Origin of the sequence: Photobacterium sp. CCB-ST2H9 (genome assembly GCF_023151555.2) — a bacterium.
In the GTDB taxonomy this organism is placed as follows: Bacteria; Pseudomonadota; Gammaproteobacteria; order Enterobacterales; family Vibrionaceae; genus Photobacterium.
This window is the reverse complement of sequence record NZ_CP100425.1, coordinates 370115-392809: the sequence shown is the minus strand read 5'-3', so window position 1 is coordinate 392809 and position 22695 is coordinate 370115. Positions and strand designations below refer to the sequence as shown.

The 22695-nt window shown below is 54.1% G+C and carries 18 protein-coding genes; all 18 read right to left on the bottom strand.

What is annotated here, in order from left to right:
* Window positions 1-86: 86 nt before the first annotated feature.
* The 18 genes from L4174_RS01775 to mshL all read right to left on the bottom strand — a co-directional run bounded on the left by L4174_RS01775 (window position 87) and on the right by mshL (window position 22684).
* Window positions 87-3992, bottom strand: coding sequence for a YhdP family protein (locus L4174_RS01775; protein ID WP_248143877.1), 3906 nt, complete (start codon window positions 3990-3992; stop codon window positions 87-89).
* A gap of 25 nt (window positions 3993-4017) precedes the next feature.
* The gene (gene rng, locus L4174_RS01770) at window positions 4018-5487 is read right to left on the bottom strand and encodes a ribonuclease G (protein WP_248143876.1); all 1470 of its coding nucleotides are present in this window, start codon (window positions 5485-5487) and stop codon (window positions 4018-4020) included.
* 19 nt (window positions 5488-5506) lie between these two features.
* Window positions 5507-6073 (bottom strand): nucleoside triphosphate pyrophosphatase, encoded by a 567-nt coding sequence (locus L4174_RS01765; RefSeq protein ID WP_248143875.1) that lies wholly within the window; start codon window positions 6071-6073, stop codon window positions 5507-5509.
* A gap of 88 nt (window positions 6074-6161) precedes the next feature.
* Complete coding sequence (gene mreD, locus L4174_RS01760; protein ID WP_248143874.1) at window positions 6162-6650, bottom strand: rod shape-determining protein MreD; 489 nt, start codon at window positions 6648-6650, stop codon at window positions 6162-6164.
* Window positions 6643-7506: a rod shape-determining protein MreC gene (mreC, locus tag L4174_RS01755; protein ID WP_248143873.1), complete on the bottom strand. Its 864-nt coding sequence runs from the start codon at window positions 7504-7506 to the stop codon at window positions 6643-6645. Before mreC ends, mreD begins: the two co-directional genes overlap by 8 nt.
* A 40-nt stretch (window positions 7507-7546) precedes the next feature.
* Window positions 7547-8590, bottom strand: a complete 1044-nt coding sequence (gene mreB, locus L4174_RS01750; protein ID WP_036749742.1) for a rod shape-determining protein MreB — start codon at window positions 8588-8590, stop codon at window positions 7547-7549.
* Between the two features lie 189 nt (window positions 8591-8779).
* Window positions 8780-12298 carry a polymer-forming cytoskeletal protein gene (locus tag L4174_RS01745; RefSeq protein WP_248143872.1) on the bottom strand — a complete coding sequence of 1173 codons (3519 nt, stop codon included), beginning with the start codon at window positions 12296-12298 and terminating at the stop codon, window positions 8780-8782.
* Window positions 12291-12740, bottom strand: a complete 450-nt coding sequence (locus L4174_RS01740; protein ID WP_248143871.1) for an MSHA biogenesis protein MshP — start codon at window positions 12738-12740, stop codon at window positions 12291-12293. Before L4174_RS01740 ends, L4174_RS01745 begins: the two co-directional genes overlap by 8 nt.
* Complete coding sequence (locus tag L4174_RS01735) at window positions 12730-13473, bottom strand: PilW family protein (protein WP_248143870.1); 744 nt, start codon at window positions 13471-13473, stop codon at window positions 12730-12732. Before L4174_RS01735 ends, L4174_RS01740 begins: the two co-directional genes overlap by 11 nt.
* Window positions 13473-14084: a prepilin-type N-terminal cleavage/methylation domain-containing protein gene (locus L4174_RS01730; protein ID WP_248143869.1), complete on the bottom strand. Its 612-nt coding sequence runs from the start codon at window positions 14082-14084 to the stop codon at window positions 13473-13475. Before L4174_RS01730 ends, L4174_RS01735 begins: the two co-directional genes overlap by 1 nt.
* Complete coding sequence (locus L4174_RS01725) at window positions 14071-14577, bottom strand: prepilin-type N-terminal cleavage/methylation domain-containing protein (protein ID WP_248143868.1); 507 nt, start codon at window positions 14575-14577, stop codon at window positions 14071-14073. Before L4174_RS01725 ends, L4174_RS01730 begins: the two co-directional genes overlap by 14 nt.
* A gap of 96 nt (window positions 14578-14673) precedes the next feature.
* Window positions 14674-15144, bottom strand: a complete 471-nt coding sequence (locus tag L4174_RS01720; protein WP_248143867.1) for a type II secretion system protein — start codon at window positions 15142-15144, stop codon at window positions 14674-14676.
* A gap of 9 nt (window positions 15145-15153) precedes the next feature.
* On the bottom strand, window positions 15154-15768 hold the full coding sequence (locus L4174_RS01715; protein ID WP_248143866.1) for a type II secretion system protein: 615 nt from the start codon (window positions 15766-15768) through the stop codon (window positions 15154-15156).
* Window positions 15769-15972: 204 nt separating this feature from the next.
* Window positions 15973-17193 carry a type II secretion system F family protein gene (locus L4174_RS01710; protein ID WP_248143865.1) on the bottom strand — a complete coding sequence of 407 codons (1221 nt, stop codon included), beginning with the start codon at window positions 17191-17193 and terminating at the stop codon, window positions 15973-15975.
* The gene (locus L4174_RS01705; protein WP_305885151.1) at window positions 17193-18938 is read right to left on the bottom strand and encodes a GspE/PulE family protein; all 1746 of its coding nucleotides are present in this window, start codon (window positions 18936-18938) and stop codon (window positions 17193-17195) included. Before L4174_RS01705 ends, L4174_RS01710 begins: the two co-directional genes overlap by 1 nt.
* Window positions 18939-18942: 4 nt before the next feature.
* Window positions 18943-20169, bottom strand: coding sequence for a lipopolysaccharide assembly protein LapB (locus L4174_RS01700; RefSeq protein WP_248143864.1), 1227 nt, complete (start codon window positions 20167-20169; stop codon window positions 18943-18945).
* Window positions 20170-20171: 2 nt separating this feature from the next.
* The gene (locus L4174_RS01695; protein ID WP_248143863.1) at window positions 20172-21014 is read right to left on the bottom strand and encodes an ExeA family protein; all 843 of its coding nucleotides are present in this window, start codon (window positions 21012-21014) and stop codon (window positions 20172-20174) included.
* A gap of 5 nt (window positions 21015-21019) precedes the next feature.
* Window positions 21020-22684, bottom strand: coding sequence for a pilus (MSHA type) biogenesis protein MshL (gene mshL, locus L4174_RS01690; protein WP_248143862.1), 1665 nt, complete (start codon window positions 22682-22684; stop codon window positions 21020-21022).
* Between the last annotated feature and the right edge of the window lie 11 nt (window positions 22685-22695).

Genomic DNA, 22695 nt, shown 5'->3' with positions numbered 1-22695 from the left:
CATACTCCATTATGAATTGATTCTCTTATCATTATGACCTCAACTTTCCTTTCAGGTAAAGTCGGGCATGTCCTTTCGCAGTCGGTTTAAGGGGTCGCTTGTTGTTTCAGCGATTCCGGAACCTTGAATTCCCCGGTAAAGCGGGACTGCTCGGTCACGATCGGTGACTCAATCGGTCCGCTCACCACATAGTTTATCTGGGTAAAGACGTCCACAACCGGCGACAGTGCCGTCGAAATCGCAAACACGACAATCGCCGTCTGAGGCGCCACGGCAAATGCCGTCAGCACCGGAATCCCTGAAGTCAGATCCGGAATAAATTTCACCCGCGCATTCACCGTTTCATCTACCAGATTAGCACTTCCCTGAATATACATATCCCCGGCCAGTGCCTTCATTTCGACATCATCGGTGCGGAAAAGGCCATTTTCAATTCGCCCGGAGCCTTTGATGTAGTCAAAAGCCATGCCATCATCAAACACGCCAGTGAAATCGAGCTGCATCTTACGAATAATCGAGTCCAGACTGAACAGCCCCAGAATCCGCCCGGCACCGCCCACATCCCGGATCACCCCTTTCCCGGTTTCTGTTTTGAGTTCACCGGTCAGGGTTTCACGGTGCATGGACCAGGGCGCACCCTGCCACTGAATAGAGGCATAACTCTTAAAGCTGGCATCCTGAATACCGCCGGAAACGCCTAAACGTCCCATCAGTTCAGAACTGTCTTCACCGGAAATATCAAAAGCAATCTGAGTTTCATTCTGATACTGACTCATGGTCCAGTGGCCATCCAGACTCAGCGACGTGGTCCCCGAATCCAGCTGCAGCTCCTCCAGAATCAGCGTCTGATCCTCGCGGCGCAGACGCCCGCTCAGCGCCCCCAGGCGATAGCCCTGCAACCACAAATCTTTCACCTTCACATCCATTTCCGGCAGATAAGTCATCATGCTCCGGTCAAAGTCAGTGACCGGCGGGATACTGACTTGCGGCACATATTTACGTTTGGAAGCAATTGGCTCCAACGGTTTTTTTCCTTCCGGCAGATTCAGATGGAACTGCTCAAGGTTAATCTTCAGTGGCTGTTTATCCGGCCAGAACAGTTCACCACTCACTTCCCGGCTGCCTAACACCGCATGCCACTGGGACGGCTGTTTACGCACCGCCAGTTCCAGATCGTGCCAGTTCAGCCCCGCCAGTTTCAATTGCTGAATACGGGCATTCACCCGGGTCGGTAAAGGCAGTTCGATCAGCGCAGGTCCGGACTGATGTTGCTTTTTGGCCATGATAGCCTGAACCAGAGCTTCCCAGGCATCCGCATCCACACGGTTAGCCTGAATCCGGATGTCATGGCCTTTCTTCGGCAAGCTGCGACGTTCAGACAATCCAATACTCAGTCCGCTGCGCACGATTTCCGGCGTCGGTGACAGAAGGATCTCGGCTTTATATTGTGCATCCGGGACCGTCAGGCTGGCTTCCAGTCGTGAGGTATTGCCCGCAGCGGTCAGCAAAGCTTTGCCCGAATTACCGGGCACCAGTGTGAGCGGATACGGCAGCTGACTGCGGATCCCTTTCAGAGGCGCCTGTATCGAAACCTGATAATCCAGTCCGGTATCGTGCAGCACCACACCCACGTTGCCGTGCCACCGGCTGTTGCCCGTCATTTGGGCCAACAAAGGATCCTGCAACCGTTGCTGCAGAGACGGGATCTGCCACACGCCATCCAGATCGACACTGACCTGATACCCCGATGCCGCGCTGGCACCATCAAAACTCACCGTCAGCGGCTGACCCAACCAGTAAGCCGTCATGTTCTGAGCTGTGATCTGATCGTCGCTGAACTCAATTTTTCCTTTGACCTGCGACAGCGGTAACGCCAGACTCTCAATCGTCACGTCGTTATTATCCAGTATCGCTTCCCCTTTCGCGTGCACCAGCTCACCGCTGAACGGAATATCCAGCAACAACCGGGCATTGACCGGGCCTTCGACCTGCACAGCTGTCAATGCAGCGCCGACGGAGTCAACCAGCGGGGTCGCCATCATGTAGTCGCGCACCAGCTCCCCTTGAGCGCCCACTTCCATATCCAGCTTGAGATGACCATCGGGGTGTAGCCAGGCATCCCCGGTCACCCGCTGTGCAATTGCGCCTTTGGTTTTGGCATGACGCGCATCGATCAGCATCCGATCATTGCGAAACACCAGATCCAGATCCAAATCCGTCAGTTCCGGCCAGGCCGTGTCAAAACTAAACCGCCCCGACTGAAGCGGTACATGAACCTCAAAATTACCGTCATGATGTGCGTAAGGAAAAGCCGGCAGATCGCCGTACCACAATAACTGAGCATGCTCAGACTGACCGCCGCGGATCGCTGCAGACAAATAATCCGTCAGTTGCTGACCCAGAGCCGGTCTGGGCAGATAACGCCAGGCAGCCCCGGCATCTTTCAGTTCTGTTTCCCCGTAAAATGACAGCCAGGAAGGAGCGTTGGCCGGAAAATCCAGTCTGAACTGCCCGCTGGCCTTCAGGTGCGGGGTACTGACCGACAGTGCGTCGCTCCAGATCCGCCAGCCCTGTTCATCCTGCTGCCAGAAAGCCCGCACATCCGCCTGATCGATCTTCATCGGCGCCTGGAATACTTTATCGTAATCCAGCGTTTGCTGAGCAACATCCAGCATGATTTGTCCCTGATGCGCATCACCCGCCACAGTCGCATTCAGGTTTTGAAAAGCCGGCAGGTACATCCATTGCTTGTTGGAGACACTGTCCAGTGTCAGGGAAAAACGCGGGACAGCCAGTCCCTGTCCGGCAAAGCGCAGATCTTTCAACAAACCGGCTGGCTGAAGTGTCTGAATAGCCTGACGGGCCGCATTTTCATCGGGTAATAAAGTACTCAGCGGGTGCAGCCGCGCCAGCTCAATGTTGCTGACCGCCAGTTGCCAGCTTCCCTGACGAATGGTGCCCATCAACGGCAAGTCCGCAGCCAATGCCTGCCCATGCCCGTTCGCAGCCAGCCATTGGGCAGCAAAATCCAGACGCGGCCAGGCCTTCTCATCCGTTGCCAGCACCAGCTTATGGCTGTCCAGCCGCCATCCCGGCGCACCATTTTGTGTGACCGATGAAAGGGACAGCATGCCGCGCAGCAGAGCCAGTTCGTGCTTCACGCCTTTTTCCTGCCAGCGGACAAAAGAGTCCTGGAAGCGAACCTTACTGTGACTCAGCCGGCCATTCTCCAGCGTCAGCCAGACTTCAGTATTGATCTGGCTGTCCGTGATCTTCTCCCCCCCCAGAATGGCCTGATTGAGCCAGGGTGTGAAAGAAAGGTTTCGGGTCCGGATATAGACGGTACCGGACAAACTGGGCAGGCCATTTTTTGCAGACAGGTTTGCAACGACATTCAGCTGATTCAGGTCCGTCCCCGGAATACTGACGACACCTTCAGCCAGATGCATCCCGCCCCGCCGGTCCCACTTCAGCTCTTTCAGCGTCACGGGTTGACGATGGCCTGCCGGGGAGGTCACCACCAGCGTTGCATCACGGAGTGAAAATGTCCCCAGCTGTACGAACAGCACCTGTTCAATCCGGGCCAGATCCAGTTGTCTGGCACTGTCCGTGGCGTCGTTACTGGCAGGTAATTGTGTGAAATCCAGAGACAGGCCGTAGATTTGCACGTCCCGGAACACAGGTTTCAAATTGAGGAGGGATTGCCACAGGTCGAGTTCCAGATCGATTTCCCGGGCCTGGATCATGTCGTGGCTGTTCTGGCCCAGACGAACACCATGCAATGCCATGACCGGACCGAGGTTATGCCAGCGCCCTTCCACCTGTGCGACCCCGATCTGCAGGCTGGTTTCCTCAGAAAGCCAGGCAGTGATCGGCGCACGGTAATTGTTCAGCTGAGGCAGCAGCAGACGCAGAGATGTAATCAGCACCGCGCCGATGACCAGCAGTGTCAGCAACGTCCACTTCAGGACGCGGGTCAATTTTATCAGCACAGCATTTCCACTCTCGAATCAGGGGTTACATCATGACAACATCAAATTGTTCTTGGTTATACAAAGGCTCAATTTTCACTTCGACCTGTTTGCCGATAAAGACTTCCAGTTCGGCCAGCGCATGGTATTCCTCTCCGGCCAGGGTTTCGGCCACAGCAGGCGAGACATAAACCACAAAACGGTCGGCATCATACGCCCGGTTTACCCGGGTAATTTCACGCAGGATCTCATAGCAGACACTGTCGACCGTTTTCACCGTGCCGCGACCTTCACAAGTTGGACAAGTCCCGCACAGTACATGTTCAATACTTTCCCGGGTACGCTTCCGGGTCATTTCAACCAGCCCCAGTTGCGTAAAGCCATTAATATTGGTTTTCACTCTGTCATAAGACAGGGCGTGCTCCAGTGCAGTCAGTACCCTGCGGCGATGTTCTTCCGAGGCCATATCGATGAAATCGATAATGATAATGCCCCCTAAATTTCGCAAACGCAGCTGACGGGCAATGGCTTTGGTCGCCTCGATGTTGGTGTTGAAGATCGTTTCTTCCAGATTACGGCGACCAACAAATGCACCGGTATTAATATCGATCGTGGTCATGGCTTCCGTCTGATCAATGATCAGATATCCGCCCGATTTCAGCTCAACTTTACGATCCAGTGCGCGCTGAATTTCATTCTCGGTATCGTACAAATCAAAAATGGGCTGCTCGCCGGTGTAATGCACCAGTTTACTGCTGATTTCTGGCACGAACTCGTCGGTAAATTCCATTAAATTTTCAAAAGCGAGGCGGGAATCGACATAAATGGAGTCCAGCTCCGTCCCGACAAAATCCCGCAATATACGCTGGGCTAATCCCAGTTCGCCGTACAGCATGGACTTACTTTTATACTTTCTGCGACGTTCCAGTACTTTTCGCCACAAATGTTTCAGGAATGCCGCATCCTGAGCCATTTCTTCAGTCGTCGCACCCTCTGCCGCAGTCCGGATGATAAATCCGCCCAACTCGTCACAATGCGGCATGACCAGCGCTTTGAGCCGCTCACGTTCAGTTTCACTTTCAATTCGCTGTGAGACACCGACATGGCTGGCTCCCGGCATAAACACCAGATAGCGTGACGGCAGAGTGACATCTGTGGTCAGCCGGGCACCTTTAGTCCCCAGCGGATCTTTCACTACCTGCACCACCAGATCCTGCCCCTGACGGACCAGCTCTGAAATATCCCGCACCTGAAACTGCTGTTTTTCATTTTCCGCGACACACTCAGTATGCGGCACAATATCGGATGCATGTAAAAACGCGGCTTTATCCAGACCGATATCCACAAAAGCGGCCTGCATGCCCGGCAGAACCCGACTGACCTTGCCTTTGTAAATATTACCGACAATGCCACGCTTCGATTCACGCTCAATATGAATTTCCTGGAGGTTTCCCCCCTCGATCATGGCCACACGGGTTTCACTGGGTGTCACATTGATCAGCAGCTCGGTACTCATGGATGCCTCTGTCTTTATTTTAGTGGGCTATAAAATCACGGATCAGCGCATCAGTTTCCACCAACGGCAGGCCAACTACAGCATGGTAGCTTCCTTCGATACGGGGAATAAATTTCCCGCCAATCCCCTGAATGGCATAACTGCCGGCTTTATCCCGGGGTTCACCGCTTTGCCAGTAATCCCGGATATCCTGCTCGGTCAGTGGCCGGAACCAGACCTCAGTCACCACAAGCCTGGTGACCTGGCGTGTCTGCGTCGCGACAGACACCGCTGTCATGACCTGATGACTTCGTCCGGATAATAACATGAGCATCTCGTAGCTGTGCGCAAAATCCCTCGGTTTTTCAAGAATCTGCTCATCAACAACCACGATCGTGTCTGAGCCGACGACCGGGATATTTCCATCGGTAGCACGGACACCGGCCATCGCTTTATCCAGTGACAGGCGCTGCACATATTCTGCCGGTGTTTCCCCGGCCTGATGGCACTCTTCCACATCCAGGGAAAGAATCTCGAAAGGATATCCGAGTTGGGACAGTAATTCTTTACGACGTGGTGAGCCGGATGCCAGATACAGTTGTGTCATCTTGATTCTACCTTGAAATACGACAGAACCCTGAGGGCACTTTCAGGTCAGCCTCAAACGGCACTGTCAAAAAAGGGGCGAAAGCCCCTTAACGAATTGAAAACTTACGGCGAATACGGCGCAAAAACAGAAACAGCCACGGCCAGAGCAGGAAATTAAGTAACACAGCCCACAGCCGGTTTGGATCGAACTCGATTTCGACGATCAGATATTCCGCCCAGAATTCGACCAGTTTGCCCGCCAGTGATAACAAAGCCACGATCATCGCCTGTTGCCACAATGACAGGTTACGCATCACCTGAAAATTCAGCGCGACAATATAGCACACCACGGACATCATCATGCCGCGGATTCCCAGGGTTGAGCCGAGCAGCAAATCCCAGATCAGCCCCAGCACCAGCGCGGTCCCCACATTGACCCGATGCGGCAGGGCCAGCACCCAGTAAAATGCCACCAGCATCACCCAGGAAGGCCGGAAGGCCTCAAACTGTCCCGGCCACGGGGCTGCCTGTAAAATCAGCGCAACCACAAACGACAGCCAAATCAGCAGAATGCCATTGGCTCGAGTATTAGCCATCGACCGATTCTCCTTTGGTTATGACTTGTCTTTCTCTGTCGGTCGGCCAGACCAGCAGCAGATAGCGCAATCGATCGAACTGCACGGTCGGCATCGCTTTAATTTGTGCAAAAGGCCGTTTATTGTCGAACGAGAACTCAGTGACCCGTGCAACCGGATAACCTTCAGGATAACGACCGCCCAGACCAGAAGTCACCAACAGATCGCCGACCTTAATATCGGTGCTGCTTGGCACATGTTCCAGCTGAATCTGGTCCTGTTCACCGCTGCCGGAAGCAATCACACGAATGTCGTTCCGCACCACCTGCACCGGGATCGCATGCGTCGGGTCAATCAACAGCAGTACCCGGCTGTTATGGGCACCGACATAAGACACCTGACCCACAATCCCTTTGTCGTTAATCACAGGCTGACCTTCATAAACCCCATCGACATGGCCTTTATCGATCATCACCTGATGACTGTACGGATCGGAGTCGACGGCCATGACTTCGGCCACCATCTTGCGTTCATCACGCACGAAAGGCGAACCCAGCAGTTCACGGAGTCGCTGGTTTTCCTGTTGCAGCTGGTCCAGCAAAAGCACATCGCTCTGCAGCACCAGTAAATCACGCTTAAGCGCTTTGTTTTCTGCCAGTAACCGCTGATGAGAGCTCAGCTGACTGGAAAGTCCGTCCAGAATTTCGCGAGGAAGATTTGCAGCGTATTGCAGTGGCGCAACCGCCGAGTTCAGGACATAACGAACCTGAGCGAAAGCATCAAGACGACGGTCGGCAAACATCAGGCCGACCGACAGTAACAAGGCAAGAAACAGGCGCCATTGCAGAGAAGGACCTCTGCCAAAGATAGGTTTCATGTAACACTATGACCTGTCTGGATATTTGCCGGGGTAGACATTAGTCTTCGCTGAATAGATCGCCACCATGCATATCGATCATTTCCAGCGCTTTACCGCCCCCACGAGCAACACAGGTCAGTGGGTCTTCAGCAACAACAACAGGAATACCGGTTTCTTCCGTCAGCAGACGGTCCAAATCACGCAGCAGTGCACCACCGCCGGTCAGAACCATACCACGCTCAGAGATATCAGAAGCCAATTCTGGCGGACACTGCTCCAGGGCTACCATGACTGCAGAGACAATACCGGTCAGCGGCTCTTGCAGCGCTTCCAGAATTTCATTCGAGTTCAGGGTGAAGCTGCGTGGCACACCTTCAGCCAGGTTACGACCGCGAACTTCGATTTCACGAACTTCATCACCCGGATATGCAGAACCGATTTCGTGCTTGATACGTTCAGCGGTTGCTTCACCGATCAGGCTGCCGTAGTTACGGCGAACATAGTTGATAATCGCTTCGTCGAAACGGTCACCACCGATGCGCACAGAAGACGAATAAACCACACCGTTCAGGGAGATCACGGCAACTTCAGTCGTACCACCACCGATATCGATCACCATCGAACCTGTCGCTTCAGAAACAGGCAGGCCCGCACCGATCGCTGCCGCCATCGGCTCGTCGATCAGGTAAACTTCACGGGCACCCGCACCCTGTGCAGATTCACGGATAGCACGACGTTCAACCTGCGTTGAACCGCAAGGAACGGCGACCAGTACACGCGGACTCGGACGCAAAACACTATTGTCGTGAACTTGCTTGATAAAGTGCTGAAGCATCTTCTCTGTGACGTAAAAGTCGGCGATCACACCGTCTTTCATCGGACGAATTGCCGCGATATTGCCCGGCGTACGACCAAGCATCTGTTTGGCTTCGTGGCCAACGGCCGCGACACTCTTGGTTGCTCCGGCGCGATCCTGGCGAATGGCGACCACTGATGGTTCATCGAGAACGATCCCCTGTCCTTTGACATAAATCAGGGTATTGGCAGTACCCAGGTCAATAGACAGGTCATTAGAAAACATGCCACGAAGTTTTTTAAACATAGTTTTCGGCTAATCCTGCAAGCTCAAAATTCGTAAAAATTGCGCCTAAATGTATCAAGGGGTCGGTAGCGAGACAAGATAAGCTTTGTCAAACCTGCCACAGATCCTCATTTTTAGGAGTTGTCAGCCTTTTGTGTTTGCTTTTCCGGCAGCGAACTGCGGTTAGAAACGATGTAAGCCCACACTTCCCTATTCATTCAGGGCCTGATTGATATTCATTTCACCGCGGTAAATGATGCGATCATTGCCGCGATAAAGTCCGAAAGTCACGACCGCTGACGGGTTTTCATCCCCGAGGCCGCGCCAATCGTACAGCAGCCAGCGCTGAGGCACAGCCCCAACCTGTGTGCCAGCAGCAGAATCTTTGATTTCATTTTCGCCGGCTATCGGTGCCGGGATATCTGACACCAGTTTTTGCCAGAAGCGGACTTGCTCCCTGACAGCAGTGCCAGTGGCATACAGATCACCAGATTGTGAGGATCCACTGACAACCGTCTTTTCTCCGCCAGAAACCGTGATTGCCGGACTCTCTGGATTCGTGAGGCCCTGCCGGAAAGCATGCTGTCCGTCAAAGCGAGAAAATGAATCATCCCCATTCGTGACAAACTGACCTTGCGCCCAGTATTCCAGAATCACCGGCATATTAACGTTTTCACCTTCCCGGCCGACGCTGTCTTCGAGCCGCATCCGGCCATAACGCGCATGAATGTCCCCACTCAGTGCTGCAGCCCTCTCCGGCGTGGCACCATCCAGAACCCGGATTTCCTGCGATTTTGTCTGAAAATCGGTACAGCCATTCGAACCGCAATCTGTCCTGTCTCGCACAACCAGTCCCAGACTAACCGGATAAGGCCCGTCTGGCAGTGTCACTCTCGGACTGACACTGCTGACAACACGCAGAAAAGTAATGCTGTCTGCACGAATCTCCTGGAATGCCTTTGACCAGCTCTGATAGACCGTGTGCTCCGATAATCTCTCCGTCAGCTCGTTCGCCGCCGATCCAGAAGCATCATCATTGACGGCTCGCAGCAACACAGCTTCCTGATACTGCCCGGCAAAGTTGCCGTAATTTTGTGTGGCTCCGCTTTGCTTGTTCTGTGCTTCTATCGTGGCCTCAACCGAGAAAGGCTGTTCCATGTAGGTAAAGCTGTCACCGTTGGCATCCAGGACCAGGCTGTCTTTGATCACGAAATGATGCGGATAAAAGCGTCCGATTTCCCCAACGCCCTGATCCACAGTCATGCCCAGATAATCTGCATCCGCCTGAAGCCACACACTGCCGACTTCACTCCAGTTCAGGTGACTGAGGGTGAGACCTTGAGCAGCCTGCGCTGCGGTAAACGTCCCGCTCAGCGTTCCGCCAAGTATCCCTCCCGCAGCATCCGGCTCATCCGGTGAAGCCGGTTTGGCCGGAATTGACAGCGCAAACGGCGCACTCACAGATGCAACAGAGTAATAATTCGGTGTGGTTGCCACGCGACACCAGTCAGCGCGGGCGTACACTGTTGTTTCGACATCATGGCGACCATCTCCGGATAAATCCTGTACGGGGGCTGCCATTTCATCGGTCCAGATCACAGGTTTCAGGATTGCGGAAAAACTTTCCCCTGCCGCAGAAAAACCGGGGCCGCTGCTGGCAGTACCAGAAAAATCCGTCTTGCCGTTGCTGGCGGTAATCCCGCACAGTGCAAAAGTATATGGACGGGCCCACACGGTCTGCGTCCCTTCCAGTTGCGTCCAGTCGCCGAGTGCCAGATCATCCAGCGGCTGTCCGTCACCACGGATGCTGCATCCCCCGGATTTGGTACAGTTCGGATCCACCAGCTTCAATTGTGCCTGCCCGGCATCGAGATAACGAAGAAAAGTACTCGCCACGCCTTCTGCAAACGTCAGCGTTACACGAGATGTCTGCCAGTCCCCCGCCTTGTCTTTCAGTTCAATCGCCTTCGTCCCGTTGTCCGGCAGGGTGTAAGCGGTGCTCATATTGAGCAGGCGATCGCCGCTGTAATCTTTCGCGACTTCCGGTGTGCTCTGGCTGGCATCGCAGCTCATGGCCGACACCGCAACAGACTCAGGCTTCCCGGCCACCATTTTCAGGGCCTGATCCTGAAGCTGCAGTCTGAAAGGAACAAAACTGTACTGACCATTCGCTGTCGGATAACCATCCGAAACCAGACGGCCACTCACCTGAATGGTTTCAATCACTTCACTTTTCAGCCAGAGCCGGGTGATCCCGTTCACCACAGCAAAGCGCTGGCTTTGGCTGACATCTTGTCCTGTACCGTCGCTGGCCTGTTCATACCAGCTTGCCTGCCCGCTGACAGTCAGGTTTGTAGTCACATCTATACTGCCCTGAAAACCTGTTGCCAGCGCACCGGTTTTATCCAGCACCTGAAATTCCACCAGCTGACGCTCACACATCAGACTCAATGCCCGGGACGGGCTGACAATGAGCTGGTAATTCGTCTCCGGCGGTTGAAAGCACTGGCTGTTCCCGACAATCCGGGCACTGTTACTCATCTGCAACTGACAGGCTGTCACCGCACCAATTAAGCTCGACTGATTCGACAACACAACTGGCCCTTGAGAATAAATACGACCGTTAAATAAACCAGAAGAACTAATATTCACTGAATACTTTGTATTCACCTGAGGTTGATAATGGGGATAATTAAGCGGTAATGGGCATTCATCGCCATTATTGTATGCATATATTGTCAAATTGTCAGAGGGACTCGTCGTGTTCACTACACCTGCGTTGCTGATTCTGAACAAATCAAGCACATGTAATATCACTTCACCATTTACAGTAATTTCGCCTCTGATATCAGCGCGATCTATCCAATACTCTCCAGACGGAAACGTTAAATTTCCTGTTGGTTCAACGGAAAGACCAAAATTAAAACGTTCAGCCATATAGTAACGACCAGGAATTGCTGTTTCATCAGCCATAACAACATGATCTTTGGCTATATCTGTACCAGGCACATTCCAATTCAACGTTTTCTTTTCAGCCATCATCCCACCAAGCGCACATTGAATTCCATCGCACAATCCATCGACACTTCCTTCTGGTCTGAAATCAGGGTCATAAAGCTTCTCGACGATAGAATTATCAAATCCAACGCGATTATTTTTGGTGTTCGATATTTGAGTCCCAGCATCGGAAGTGAACAAATGATTCTGATTTCCGACCCAGGTCTGCACCGGTCCGGGGAAAAGTTCACACACATCGGTGGAAACCGGTAAATCTGGCGCGGAATCATCAATGGTGCAGGACATGCCCTCAACCGCAACCCCGTCCACCTTGATCGGAACACTCTTGATTGGAGATAAATCGGCAAAGACTGTTGTCACCGCTCGCCACACGACCGGGACAGACCCCGATTCATACAGATAGTAAGTCAGCCGTCCTTGCTTATTCCCAAGCTGCTCATATTTCAGCCAGATGTAATAGTCGCCGCCAGCCACCATCTCTGTATCTGAGATAATTGGCGAGATGGACGCATCATTACTCCAGAGTGCCAAAGGCCGCGTGTCGTTCTTCTTGGTCGCATAAATGGTTTCTTTCAACTGGGCATTATGAATCTGATAAGCCACATTAAACCTGCTGTCGGTCCGGATATCATTACACTGCTCGGCCGACGCCCAGGCCTGCTGACAAAACAGCAGTAAGGTAAACATCATCCATTGCCAACCATTATTCATGTGCCAAATCCTTTGCCCAAAGTACCTGCGTCCGGGTAACCATATGGGGACCACTGCCACAGCTTGCCTTGCTGACCAAATAGTAAGTATTCACTGACTCGTTCGTTGATGACTCACACGTCACTGTTGCACCGCATCCGCCATTCCCGGACGGAGCAAAACGATAAGGAGCTCCGGTCGCCGGATTGAGGCTGTCGCAAACCGTCAGCGACGAACCGCTGCCCGCCACAGGAAAAAGCCGGTTCATGATCACTTCATTCGCAGAGTGTGCTGTCAGCCAGGCGCGAGTCGACAGGACCTCACGGGTTGTCATGTCTTGGCTGGAACCACTGACCCGCAACATGGCCGCGGCAATGGCAGCCATCACCACAATCACGAAAATCGCAACCACCAGTGCGCTGCCCTGTTGCCGTCTGGGAGAGTTCCGCCTGCTATAAGACATTGATCACCTGTACACTCTGAGTGTATTCCGAGGACTCCCGGCTGACCGGGTCGGCAAATGTCATCTCCAGATGGATCAGCCCGTTGCTGTTGAGTCCGCTGCCGGATAGCGCAACATCAAAACGATTCAGCTTATCGGTCAGTTCCTCACCCGCCCCCTGATTCACCCGGCGGATCAGACGCTCACCTTCCTGACAGAAAGCCACCCGCCGTGAAAACAGATACAGGCGCTTCCCGGGAGAACGGTCTCCCAGCCATTGTGAAAGCTGGAGCGTGGCTGTGGGATCGGCAAGTGTCGGTTGCTTGCTGGTGCCGGTGATCACCATACTGTCGTCATCCGCAGCCTGATATTCCCCTGCACCGGTAAAACCTGCCGCCGCCCGGTAATCTTTCAGTTCCCGATTCCACAACGCAATCTGCTGCGCATCGGGCGGCACCAGAACGTGCAGCCCAGACATATCAGGCTCACTGCGATAAGCAGCAACCAGATAGACCGGATAAAAAGACAGGCAACCCTTGCTGAAACTGAGGCTGTTCGGGGCCGCGTGACGGATTTCACGCGTCAGCCGCTCAATCACAAAACGGGCCTCCGCCTGAAGCCTTTCACGGTGAATGGTGTCGGTATACCCCTGCGCGCCAAGCTGAAGATAGGTCCCGATGCCCAGCGTGATAAATGCCAGCACCACCATCGCCATGATCATCTCTATCAGCGTAAATCCGCGCGTCGGGCGCATCAGTAATTACTCCTGAACGCAGTGAACAGATAGTCTCCGTATCGTGTGGTTTTCACCAGCACACGAATGCGTTTTTGAGCCGTGACTGTTGTCGCTGCGCCATCAAAAGCATCAAGTTCATAACCGACCTGCACTTCCAGCCAGATATTGCGGTAATCACTCTCATCCGCCACGGAAACCTTGACCAGATCCTGCAGGTTGCCGAGGCGGGTCAGGCCGCTGCCCGCACACTGGGCCGAGGTCCCCCAGCATCCGGTAAAGTCATCCACATCATCGGCCGCACCGACATTGAGCAGGTTGCTGATCAGTTCGCTGCCATCTCCTCCCAGCAAAGCCGGGGGGGTGCAGGTGTAGCTGGCTTCTCCACAACGAATCACGCTGTCATTAAACGGGTCCGATTGTTCGTCGAACTTTCGTGCCAGAATTTCATTCATCGCGGCCTGCCCGATTGCTGCGGCCCGGGCCTGATAATGCGGAACTGCCGATTGTTCGGTCTGTGGGAATAAAAAGCTGACCAGCATGACCATCGCCATCGCCATGATCACAATCGCCAGAATGCCTTCAATCAGCGTAAAACCGTGTTGCCTTCCGGCCGTATTACGAGCAGGCATGGATATAGCCCTCACGGTTGATACAGAGCGACGCAGACAGCGCATTGCGGGAGGTAAAAGTGATTTTGCAATTGCTGGCGCAAAGCAGAGTTTTATTGCCGCTGCTGTCTGACTGATATGGCCGACCCAGCAGATCAAAACGGATTTCGCCCTGAGTTGTCCCGGAAACCGTCACGCCATCTTCCTGGGTCGTCAGTGCACGGCCGGAATAAGTGGTATCAGCACAAGTCGCGGGACCAAAGCGATCGGGTTGCACGATGAGTGACAGGCAGGGATCCTGTGTCCCCTGAGGTGTATTGTTGCTCATGGCTCTGAGCTGGATCTGGCGTGCCAGGCTGACAGCCTGATCGCGGGTCAGATAGGCATCGAAGCTGCTGCGGCCAATCAGGCGTGAAGCGGCTGTCATACCGAGGATGCCCAGCAGTATGATCACCAGAATCAGCTCAATCAACGTAAAGCCGCATTGCCGGCCAGCGCGGTATTGGCACGCCATGCTGTCACCCGAGACGCCCTGTAAAAAAGAAAAAAGGGGCAGGAGTCCGCCCCTCAAGCTCAACGCATTTGGCTCATACTCATCAGCCAGAAAATCTTAATTCATTGTACAACCGTCACCAGTCACCACTTGTGTTGTCGCAACGGCGCCCGAAGTTGCCTGAGTGTATTGTACGTAACAGCCATCAGCCGTTCGGCCAGAGAACGTATAACCAATCTTTCCGGTCGGTAACGCAGCCCCGCCAGTCACACTGGCTGGCGCAACAATCCAATCCGCTGACTCAAACGCGGCACCGATACCGTCTGTTGCTGCAGTCGGATAACCAAAAATGGTTTGCACGCCGTCAACAGCAACCTCTGTCGAGGACGCCTCATTCCCGCGGATCGCAGCCTTACCGTAAACAATTCCAGCAGCCCCATCCATCGCGCCCTTCAACCCCTGCAAGGCCGAATTCCGCGCATCATCCTGTAAATCTAAAAAACGTGGTGCCGCAGTGACAGCCAGAATACCGAGAATCACGATCACCACTACCAGTTCAATCAGGGTAAAACCACCTTGACGTTTCATTACTGACTCCTAATTATTGTGTTCTATCTTCATATCAATCCGGCCCAACGCCGGCGTGTAAATAAAAGAATGGCCGGCGGTTATTGATTTCATACCGGTCCAAAAATCACTGGCCGAAGCCAGCTGGTAATAACGACAAAGCCGGTGACCGCTGACTACCTCAGCTCTGACGAAATACTGATATTGTCCTGAAACTGCCGCTTTATCATCCAGCGTGGCCGACGGCGGGCTTTGCAAAAGTCCCCCCATCAGATCCAGGCAATCCTGAGCAGAAACAGCCGACAACTGGTCACTTCCCTGCCCGGATAAAGAAAATGGATATCCTGCTCGTCCTCTGATGTCGGACGACGTCAGGTTAAACAACGTCCCGTCATAACGAACCTGATTGAGGAACCCATCCGGAAACGGTTCACGGGGCCTTCCATCGGCTTCCCACTGCACCCGCGCAGAAATGACGGCGGCAGAAAAGTTGCCAGCGACGCCTTGCAGTGCCGCCACTCTGGCATCATTGGCGATCTGGATATACCGGGGAATGGCAACCACAGACAATATACTGACGATAACGATCACCATGATCAGCTCTATCAGTGTGAAACCTATTTGTCTGTTCAGACACTCATTCATACATTGCCAAAATCATGACGATTTGACGTCAAAATAAACATCACCATTCTCTCACTATCCTAAAAAAATACCAACAAAAATAACGGGGATAATTCAGTTTTTTCATATGATTTACGTGAACTTAGCACCCATTTCCCGCCAAAATAATGACAAGAAAGTTACTACTGAATGGCCAGAACAACTTTCTGCAGAAAACGATGGGACTCAAAGCCCGCTCCGGGCCAAATCCAGTAAGTTCCACATCGGTAAAAAGATGCCCAATGCCAGGATCAGCACCATACCGGCCACGACCGCCAGCAGGAATGGTTCTATCCGGGCAGTCAGGGTTTTCAGATCGTAATCAACTTCGCGATCATAAAAATCCGACACTTCATGCAGCAATTCGTCTACCTGACCCGTTTCCTCACCAACAGCGATCATCTGCAGCACTAATGGAGTAAAAATACCGCTCTGCATGGCAGTCTGCGTAATACTGCTCCCCCCTTCGATGCCGCTTTTCATCTCCAGCAGCCGATTTTCCAGATACTGATTTTCCAGCGCTTCGGCAGATAACTGCAGTGCCTGATTCAGGGGGACACCAGCCCGGATCATTAATGCAAAAGTCCGGGAAAACCGGGACAGCTGAGCCCGGTTCACTATGTCGCCAACGACCGGGACTTTCAGCCGCCAGCGATCCCATTTTTCTTTGCCTTCTGCGGTCTGCCGCCAGGCTTTGACGCCAATCCAGCTCATCAGCGCAGCGCCCAGCAGCAAGGGCCAGTAATTCATCAGAAAATCTGAAGTACCAATCAGAAGCCGGGTCGGTAAGGGCAGCTCGACACCAAAACGACTGAACATGTCGGCAAATTGCGGAATCACTTTGGTATTGAGCACGATCATCGCCAATACAATTGCCGTCAGCACAAACGTCGGGTAACGCATCGCCGACTTAATCCGGCGCCGGGTCTCCAGTTCCTGCTCGTAATACTGCGCCAGCTGTAACAGGGCATCTTCCAGCCGCCCCGTGTTTTCCCCCACGTGGATCATGGAAACAAACAGCTCAGAAAAGACTTTCGGATGCAATTTCATCGCCTGCGACAGAGCCCGGCCATTGGTCAGCTCGACTGTCACTGCATCCAGCGTGGTACGTAATAAGGGATGACTGGTACTTTGTTCCAGTCCCTTCATGGCCCGCAGCAACGGCACACCGGCTTTGGTCAGGCTGTATAACTGACGGCAAAGGATCACCAGCGCTTCCTGAGGAACCTGTCGCTGAAACAACTCACCGAGATTCAGTTTTCCCTGGCTGTGCCCGCGCCGAATTTCCAGCGGAATGATCCCCTGCCGCATGAGCTGCTCCGCTGCTGCCTCTTCCGTCGCAGCTTCCAGCTGTCCTTTTTCCAACTGTCCCTGACTGCTCCGTCCCCGGTAATCGAATGTCGGCATCAATGATGCTCCAGGGCAGACGCCAGCAAGGTATCAAACTCTGGGGCCAGATAGTCTCCTTCGCTCAGCGTCAGCACTTCTTCCAGGCTGGTCCTGCCATTCCGGGCCAGCGCCATCGCGGACTCAATCAGGGGCTGATAACCTTCAGTTGTTCGTGCGAGCCGGGCAAAGGTCACAGTATCACTGGCCCGCAGGGCATCCATCATCGCCGGTGTCATTTCCAGCAGTTCAAACACCCCGATTCGCCCTTTATATCCAGTCAGATTACAGCTCTGGCAGCCCCGGCCTTGCCGGAAATTCTGATCAGCTGACTCTGGGAAACGGGCTTTCAGCCACTGCCGCTGCGCCGTATCCGGTTCAGTATCTTCCGCACAGTCCTGGCAGACCCGACGGACCAGTCGCTGCGCGAGCACAGCCCTGACCGCACTGGCCACCAGATACCCCGGTGCTTGCATGTCGATCATCCGTAATGCACTGTCGACCGCATCGTTTGTGTGCAGGGTCGATAACACCAGATGACCGGTCAGAGCGGAACGCAGGCCAATTTCAACGGTTTCCTGATCCCGCATTTCCCCCACCAGAATGATGTCCGGATCCTGCCGCAGAAAAGTTCGCAGGATCGAAGAAAAGGTCAGACCGATCTTGGGATTGACCTGCACCTGATTCACCCGCGGCAGGCGGTATTCCACCGGATCTTCAGCGGTGATCAGCTTTTTACCCGGTTTGTTCAGCTCGCTGAGCGCACCGTACAAAGTGGTGGTTTTACCGGATCCGGTAGGCCCGGTGACCAGAATCATCCCATGGGGACGTTTCAGCTGACGGCGAAAACGAGACAAAATCTCCGGCGGCATTCCGATTTCATCCAGGCTGAGGATCCCGGCCGACTGATCAAGCAGACGCATCACCACCGACTCGCCATACTGCACCGGCATCGTCGAGACACGCACATCCACCGAGTGGCCGCGCACTGTGACATGAAAACGCCCGTCCTGCGGCAGACGTTTTTCTGAAATATCCAGCCCGCTCATCAGTTTCAGGCGCAACACCAGCGCCGAGACGATCGCCGATTCATTGATCAGGGTCTCGTGAAGTATCCCATCGATCCGCTGGCGAATCCGCAGCACACTGGCATCCGGTTCGATATGAATATCCGACGCGCCCACCTGAATTGCATCTTCAAACAGAGAGTTGATCAGTTTGACGACGGTGACTTCTTCGTTGTCGAAATTGTCAACCGTAAAGCTGAAGTCCCGGTTGTCCTGATGCTCAGCATTCAGCTGCTCGGCAAAAGTGACAATTTCCTTGGTGCGGCGGTAATACCGGTCAAACGCAGAAATCAGTTGTCGTTCCGGGGCGATCACCAGCTCAACCCGGTACTGATAGAGCTGATTCAGCACCGCCTCCTGCGCCGCCAAATCCGCCGGATCACTCATAGCCACCCGCACCGTGTCGACCTTATGGCTGATCACCAATGCCCGCAAACGCCGGGCATGGACTTCCGGCAGCAGACCGACAGCCTCGCTGTCGACCGATACCCGGTTCAGATCGATCAGGGGAATATCCAGCTGCCGGGACAAAAACGACAGCAACTGCTGCTCACTCAGAAAGCCCATACTGATCAGGGTATCTCCGAGCTTACGCCCGGTGCTCTGCTGCTGATCCAGCGCCCGATCCAGCTGCTCCTGTTTGACGATCCCTTCCTCAACCAGCAGATCGCCCAGACGTTTACGTAACCGAAGTTGCATCAGTTCACCCCTCCTGTGCCTTTAGCGTGCTGAGACGCTGACGGATAAACTGCTGAGAAGCGCCGGACACCTGACCCAGTTTCAGGGCTTTGCTGTATGCGGCCACGGCGTCGGCTGTTTTCTCACTGCGATCCAGCGCGATCCCCAACCCCAGCCACCAGCGGCCGTCAAAAGGTTCTGCTTCGATAAGCTGCTGATAGCTGCTCAGCGCCAGCGGCTGATTGTTCAGTTGCTGTGCCAGCGCCCCCCGCAGGGCCAGAAACTCACTCTCGGGCTCTCGGGGCAGCTTGCTCAGCACATCCAGCGCCACTTCCGGCTGAGATTCACTGGCCAGCAATTTCGCCATCGTCAGGCGCAATGTCTGCTGCTCCGGCTGTTTCGCTAACCCTTGCTGCAATGTCAGCATCGCCCGGCGCACATCCCCACGACCGTAATACAGCGCCGACAACTGCTGGCGGGCTTCCACCCGGTCCGGCTGATAGTCCAGAACCGACTTGAGATATCCCAGCGCTTTCTGGCTGTCACCTTCGCTCAGCGCTTTCATCGCCTTGTCGTAATCCACCTGAGCCAGTTGCTTCGGCGGCAAAGCCACGCTTTCAATCAACAATTCGGCATCTTTGCTCTCTTCTGCCACGGGGCCCGCATCATCCGCAGCCACTCCGGCTGGTTTCGGTGATACAGGGGCAACAGATGCCAATTTTCGCGGTTGGGCCTGATTCTGAGCCCGTGTCTGACTTGGCGTTTTTGCCGGTACAACAGACTGGATATGCCGCTGGCTTTTCATTTCAGCAACCGCTTTATCCGGCTGTGGAGAATCGCCGACAACCGGTTCCGAGGGAGGCTGAGTTTTCATGTCTTTCTGAGCGGAGCGATCTGTTGGACGCTCAGCAGAAGTTTGCTGGCTTAAAGCCGCCCCCTCCGCGGGTTTCGGAGAAGGCTTTGCTGAAACAACTGGCGTCACTTGATAATTCTCATGCCCGTCATCCTGCAGTGTGTCTGAAACAGGCATCGTTTCGCCCGCATCCGTATGCATCACGACTGGTTCACGGTCCTGCTGACCAAACCACCAGCCCGTTGCACCAGCCACGCCGGCAATCATGAGTCCCGAAAATAACCAGAGCGGCCACCGGGATTTCGGCAATGGTTTGATCCGGGCGGCTTTCAATTCAGGTGCGCCCTGAGACGCGCCGTTCTGGCTCAAACTGTTGAGCATCTGATTTACCTGACTCATGCTCAGTTCCATCCCCATAAAACCGGAAAAGACCAGCGCGGCTGCCGGGCGGCCCGGGTATCCTCAATGGCCGCACGCACATCAGCTTTGCCCACAGAATCCCGTCCGGCACTGCAGGCCATAATAAACGCCTTATGACACAGTTGATTGATCAAACGCGGGATCCCGCCACTGGCATGCCAGATCTCTTTCTGCCTCGTCAGCGGGATCAATCCCGGTTCCGCACCCGCTTTCCCGAGCCTGTGATCGATATAAGAGGCCGTCTCAGCCAGATCCAACGGGCGTAAGACAGCACGGAAAGTAATCCTCTGATGAAACTGACGCAGTTGCGGGGTCGCCAGCCGGGTATCCAGTTCAGGCTGGCCCAGTAAAACGACATGCAGCAATTTTTCCTGTTCCGTTTCCAGATTTCCCAATAATCGCAGGGCTTCCAGCGCCTCATCGGGTAGTGCCTGAGCTTCGTCCAGCAATACCACCACAGAACGCCCGGCCCGCTTGCGCTCCACCAGTGCGCTGTGGAGGGATTCGGTCAGGGTCAGATGATCCTCTTCCGGCTCAAGCCCGAGCTCTTTTGCCAGGGCCGCACGCAGCTCCCGGCCACTCATGGCAGGAGTCGGCAGATATGCCAGTTCGTACTGTTGCGGTAATTGCCGGACCAGCATCCGGCACACCAGTGTTTTTCCCGTCCCGACCTCACCGGCAATCTGGATAAACCCTTCTCCCATCGCGAGTGCCGACAATGTCATCCGGATTGCTTCCAGATGCGGCGGCAGCGCGTAAAACAATTCAGTGTCCGGCGTCAGCCGAAAAGGCAGTTGTGTGAAACCAAAGTGCGCCAGATACATTGGCCTTAACCCTCATCCGGGAACCATTGATCAACCAGTGAGCGTGACCGCTCGATTTCCTGCTGCCAGGTCTGATCGCTCACGACGGTTGGTTTCAGCAGGATCACCAGCTCAGTCTTCGTCTGTACTTTGTTGATATTGCGGAACAAATACCCCAGCCCCGGAATATCACCCAACAGCGGGACCTTGGTTTCCAAGTCTTTCAGTGACGATTTCATCAGACCGCCAATCACCACCACATCGCCGCTGTTTGCATGGATCACCGAATCTGATTCACGGACCGAGCTTTTGGCCAGCGGCAGGCTGTAAGTGCCGAAAGTATCACCCAGTGCGATATCCTTGATTTCCTCAGTCACCTCAACCACTGTGGGGTGAACATGCAGCAAAACGCCGCCATCATCGTCAATCTGAGGTGTAACATCGAGAGAAATACCTGAGAAGAAAGGCGTCAGCACCACATTCGGTGAGGCAACGCCGCCATCCGTGATCGCTTCTCCGCCATCCACTTCGGTCACAAAGTACTGATCTCCCCCGACTTTGATCACCGCTTTCTGGTTATTTGCCGCGGTAACCCGGGGGCTGGACAGCACGTTCAGGTCTCCCTGGGTTTGAAGGAAGCTCAGGACGGCAGAAAAATTCCCGTCCGTGATCGTAATATTGGTCTGCCCGTCCAACAGATTGGCTATCTCATTACCGCCCGGCAGCGCAGACGGACCGGTCCGGCCAAAAATGATCCCGGTACCGCCAATGGTCTTGGTAATATTGCTCCAGTTGATCCCCTGCTGATAACTGTCATTCAGGGTCACTTCCATGATCTTGGCTTCCAGTACCACCTGTCGCTGCAAACGCTTTTTCGAAACCCCGAGAAATTCCCGCACTTCCCGCAATTCATTCGGGAAGGCTTTAACGGTCAGCAGACTGGCCTGCGGTGACACAACAATGCTCCGCCCCTGCCCGGTGCCAATCATAGCCTGTACGGCTCGCTGCAACTGATTCCAGAAATCACTTTCAGAGCGGGTTTCAATCCGGGTTCCGCCGGTTGAATACGAAGTACGCTCACTACTGTCACTGCGATTGTTATTGTCCTCTTCATTATTGCGGGTCCGGCGATAATCATATGACTGATAGTTGCCGTCATTCTTGGGATCACTGATGGAGCCCGTAGTCAGGGAAGTCAGTGATATACCGCGACGCTGCAGCTGCAGGTAATCTACCGGGATCACTTCCGTACGCAGGGCCGCCGGGAAAACCTGGATGATATTGCCCTTGCGCTCGACGTTGTAACCATACATATCTGACACCACATCCAGCACTTCATCCAGCGTAACATCCTGCAACGACAGCGTAATACGGCCGCTGACATTGGGGTGGATCACCATGTTAAACGCGGTGCCATGCACAAGACTGGAGAAAAATGCACGGGCCTCAACGCCGCGGGCATTCACACGGAAACGCCTTTCGTAAGCACCACTGCGCCCGTATCCCTGCCGATTCAGACTGGGCATGAGATCAGCACTGACAGCAGAAGGCAAATCTGTCAGCGGACGGCTCTGTGCCTCATTCGCCGCCTGATTTAATGCTTCTTTCACTTCAACGGGTTTGTGATGGCCCATATTTGCAGCGCAGGCCGTCAGCAACAAAGTCATGATCCCGGTTAACAATAAGCGCATGTCAGCTCACT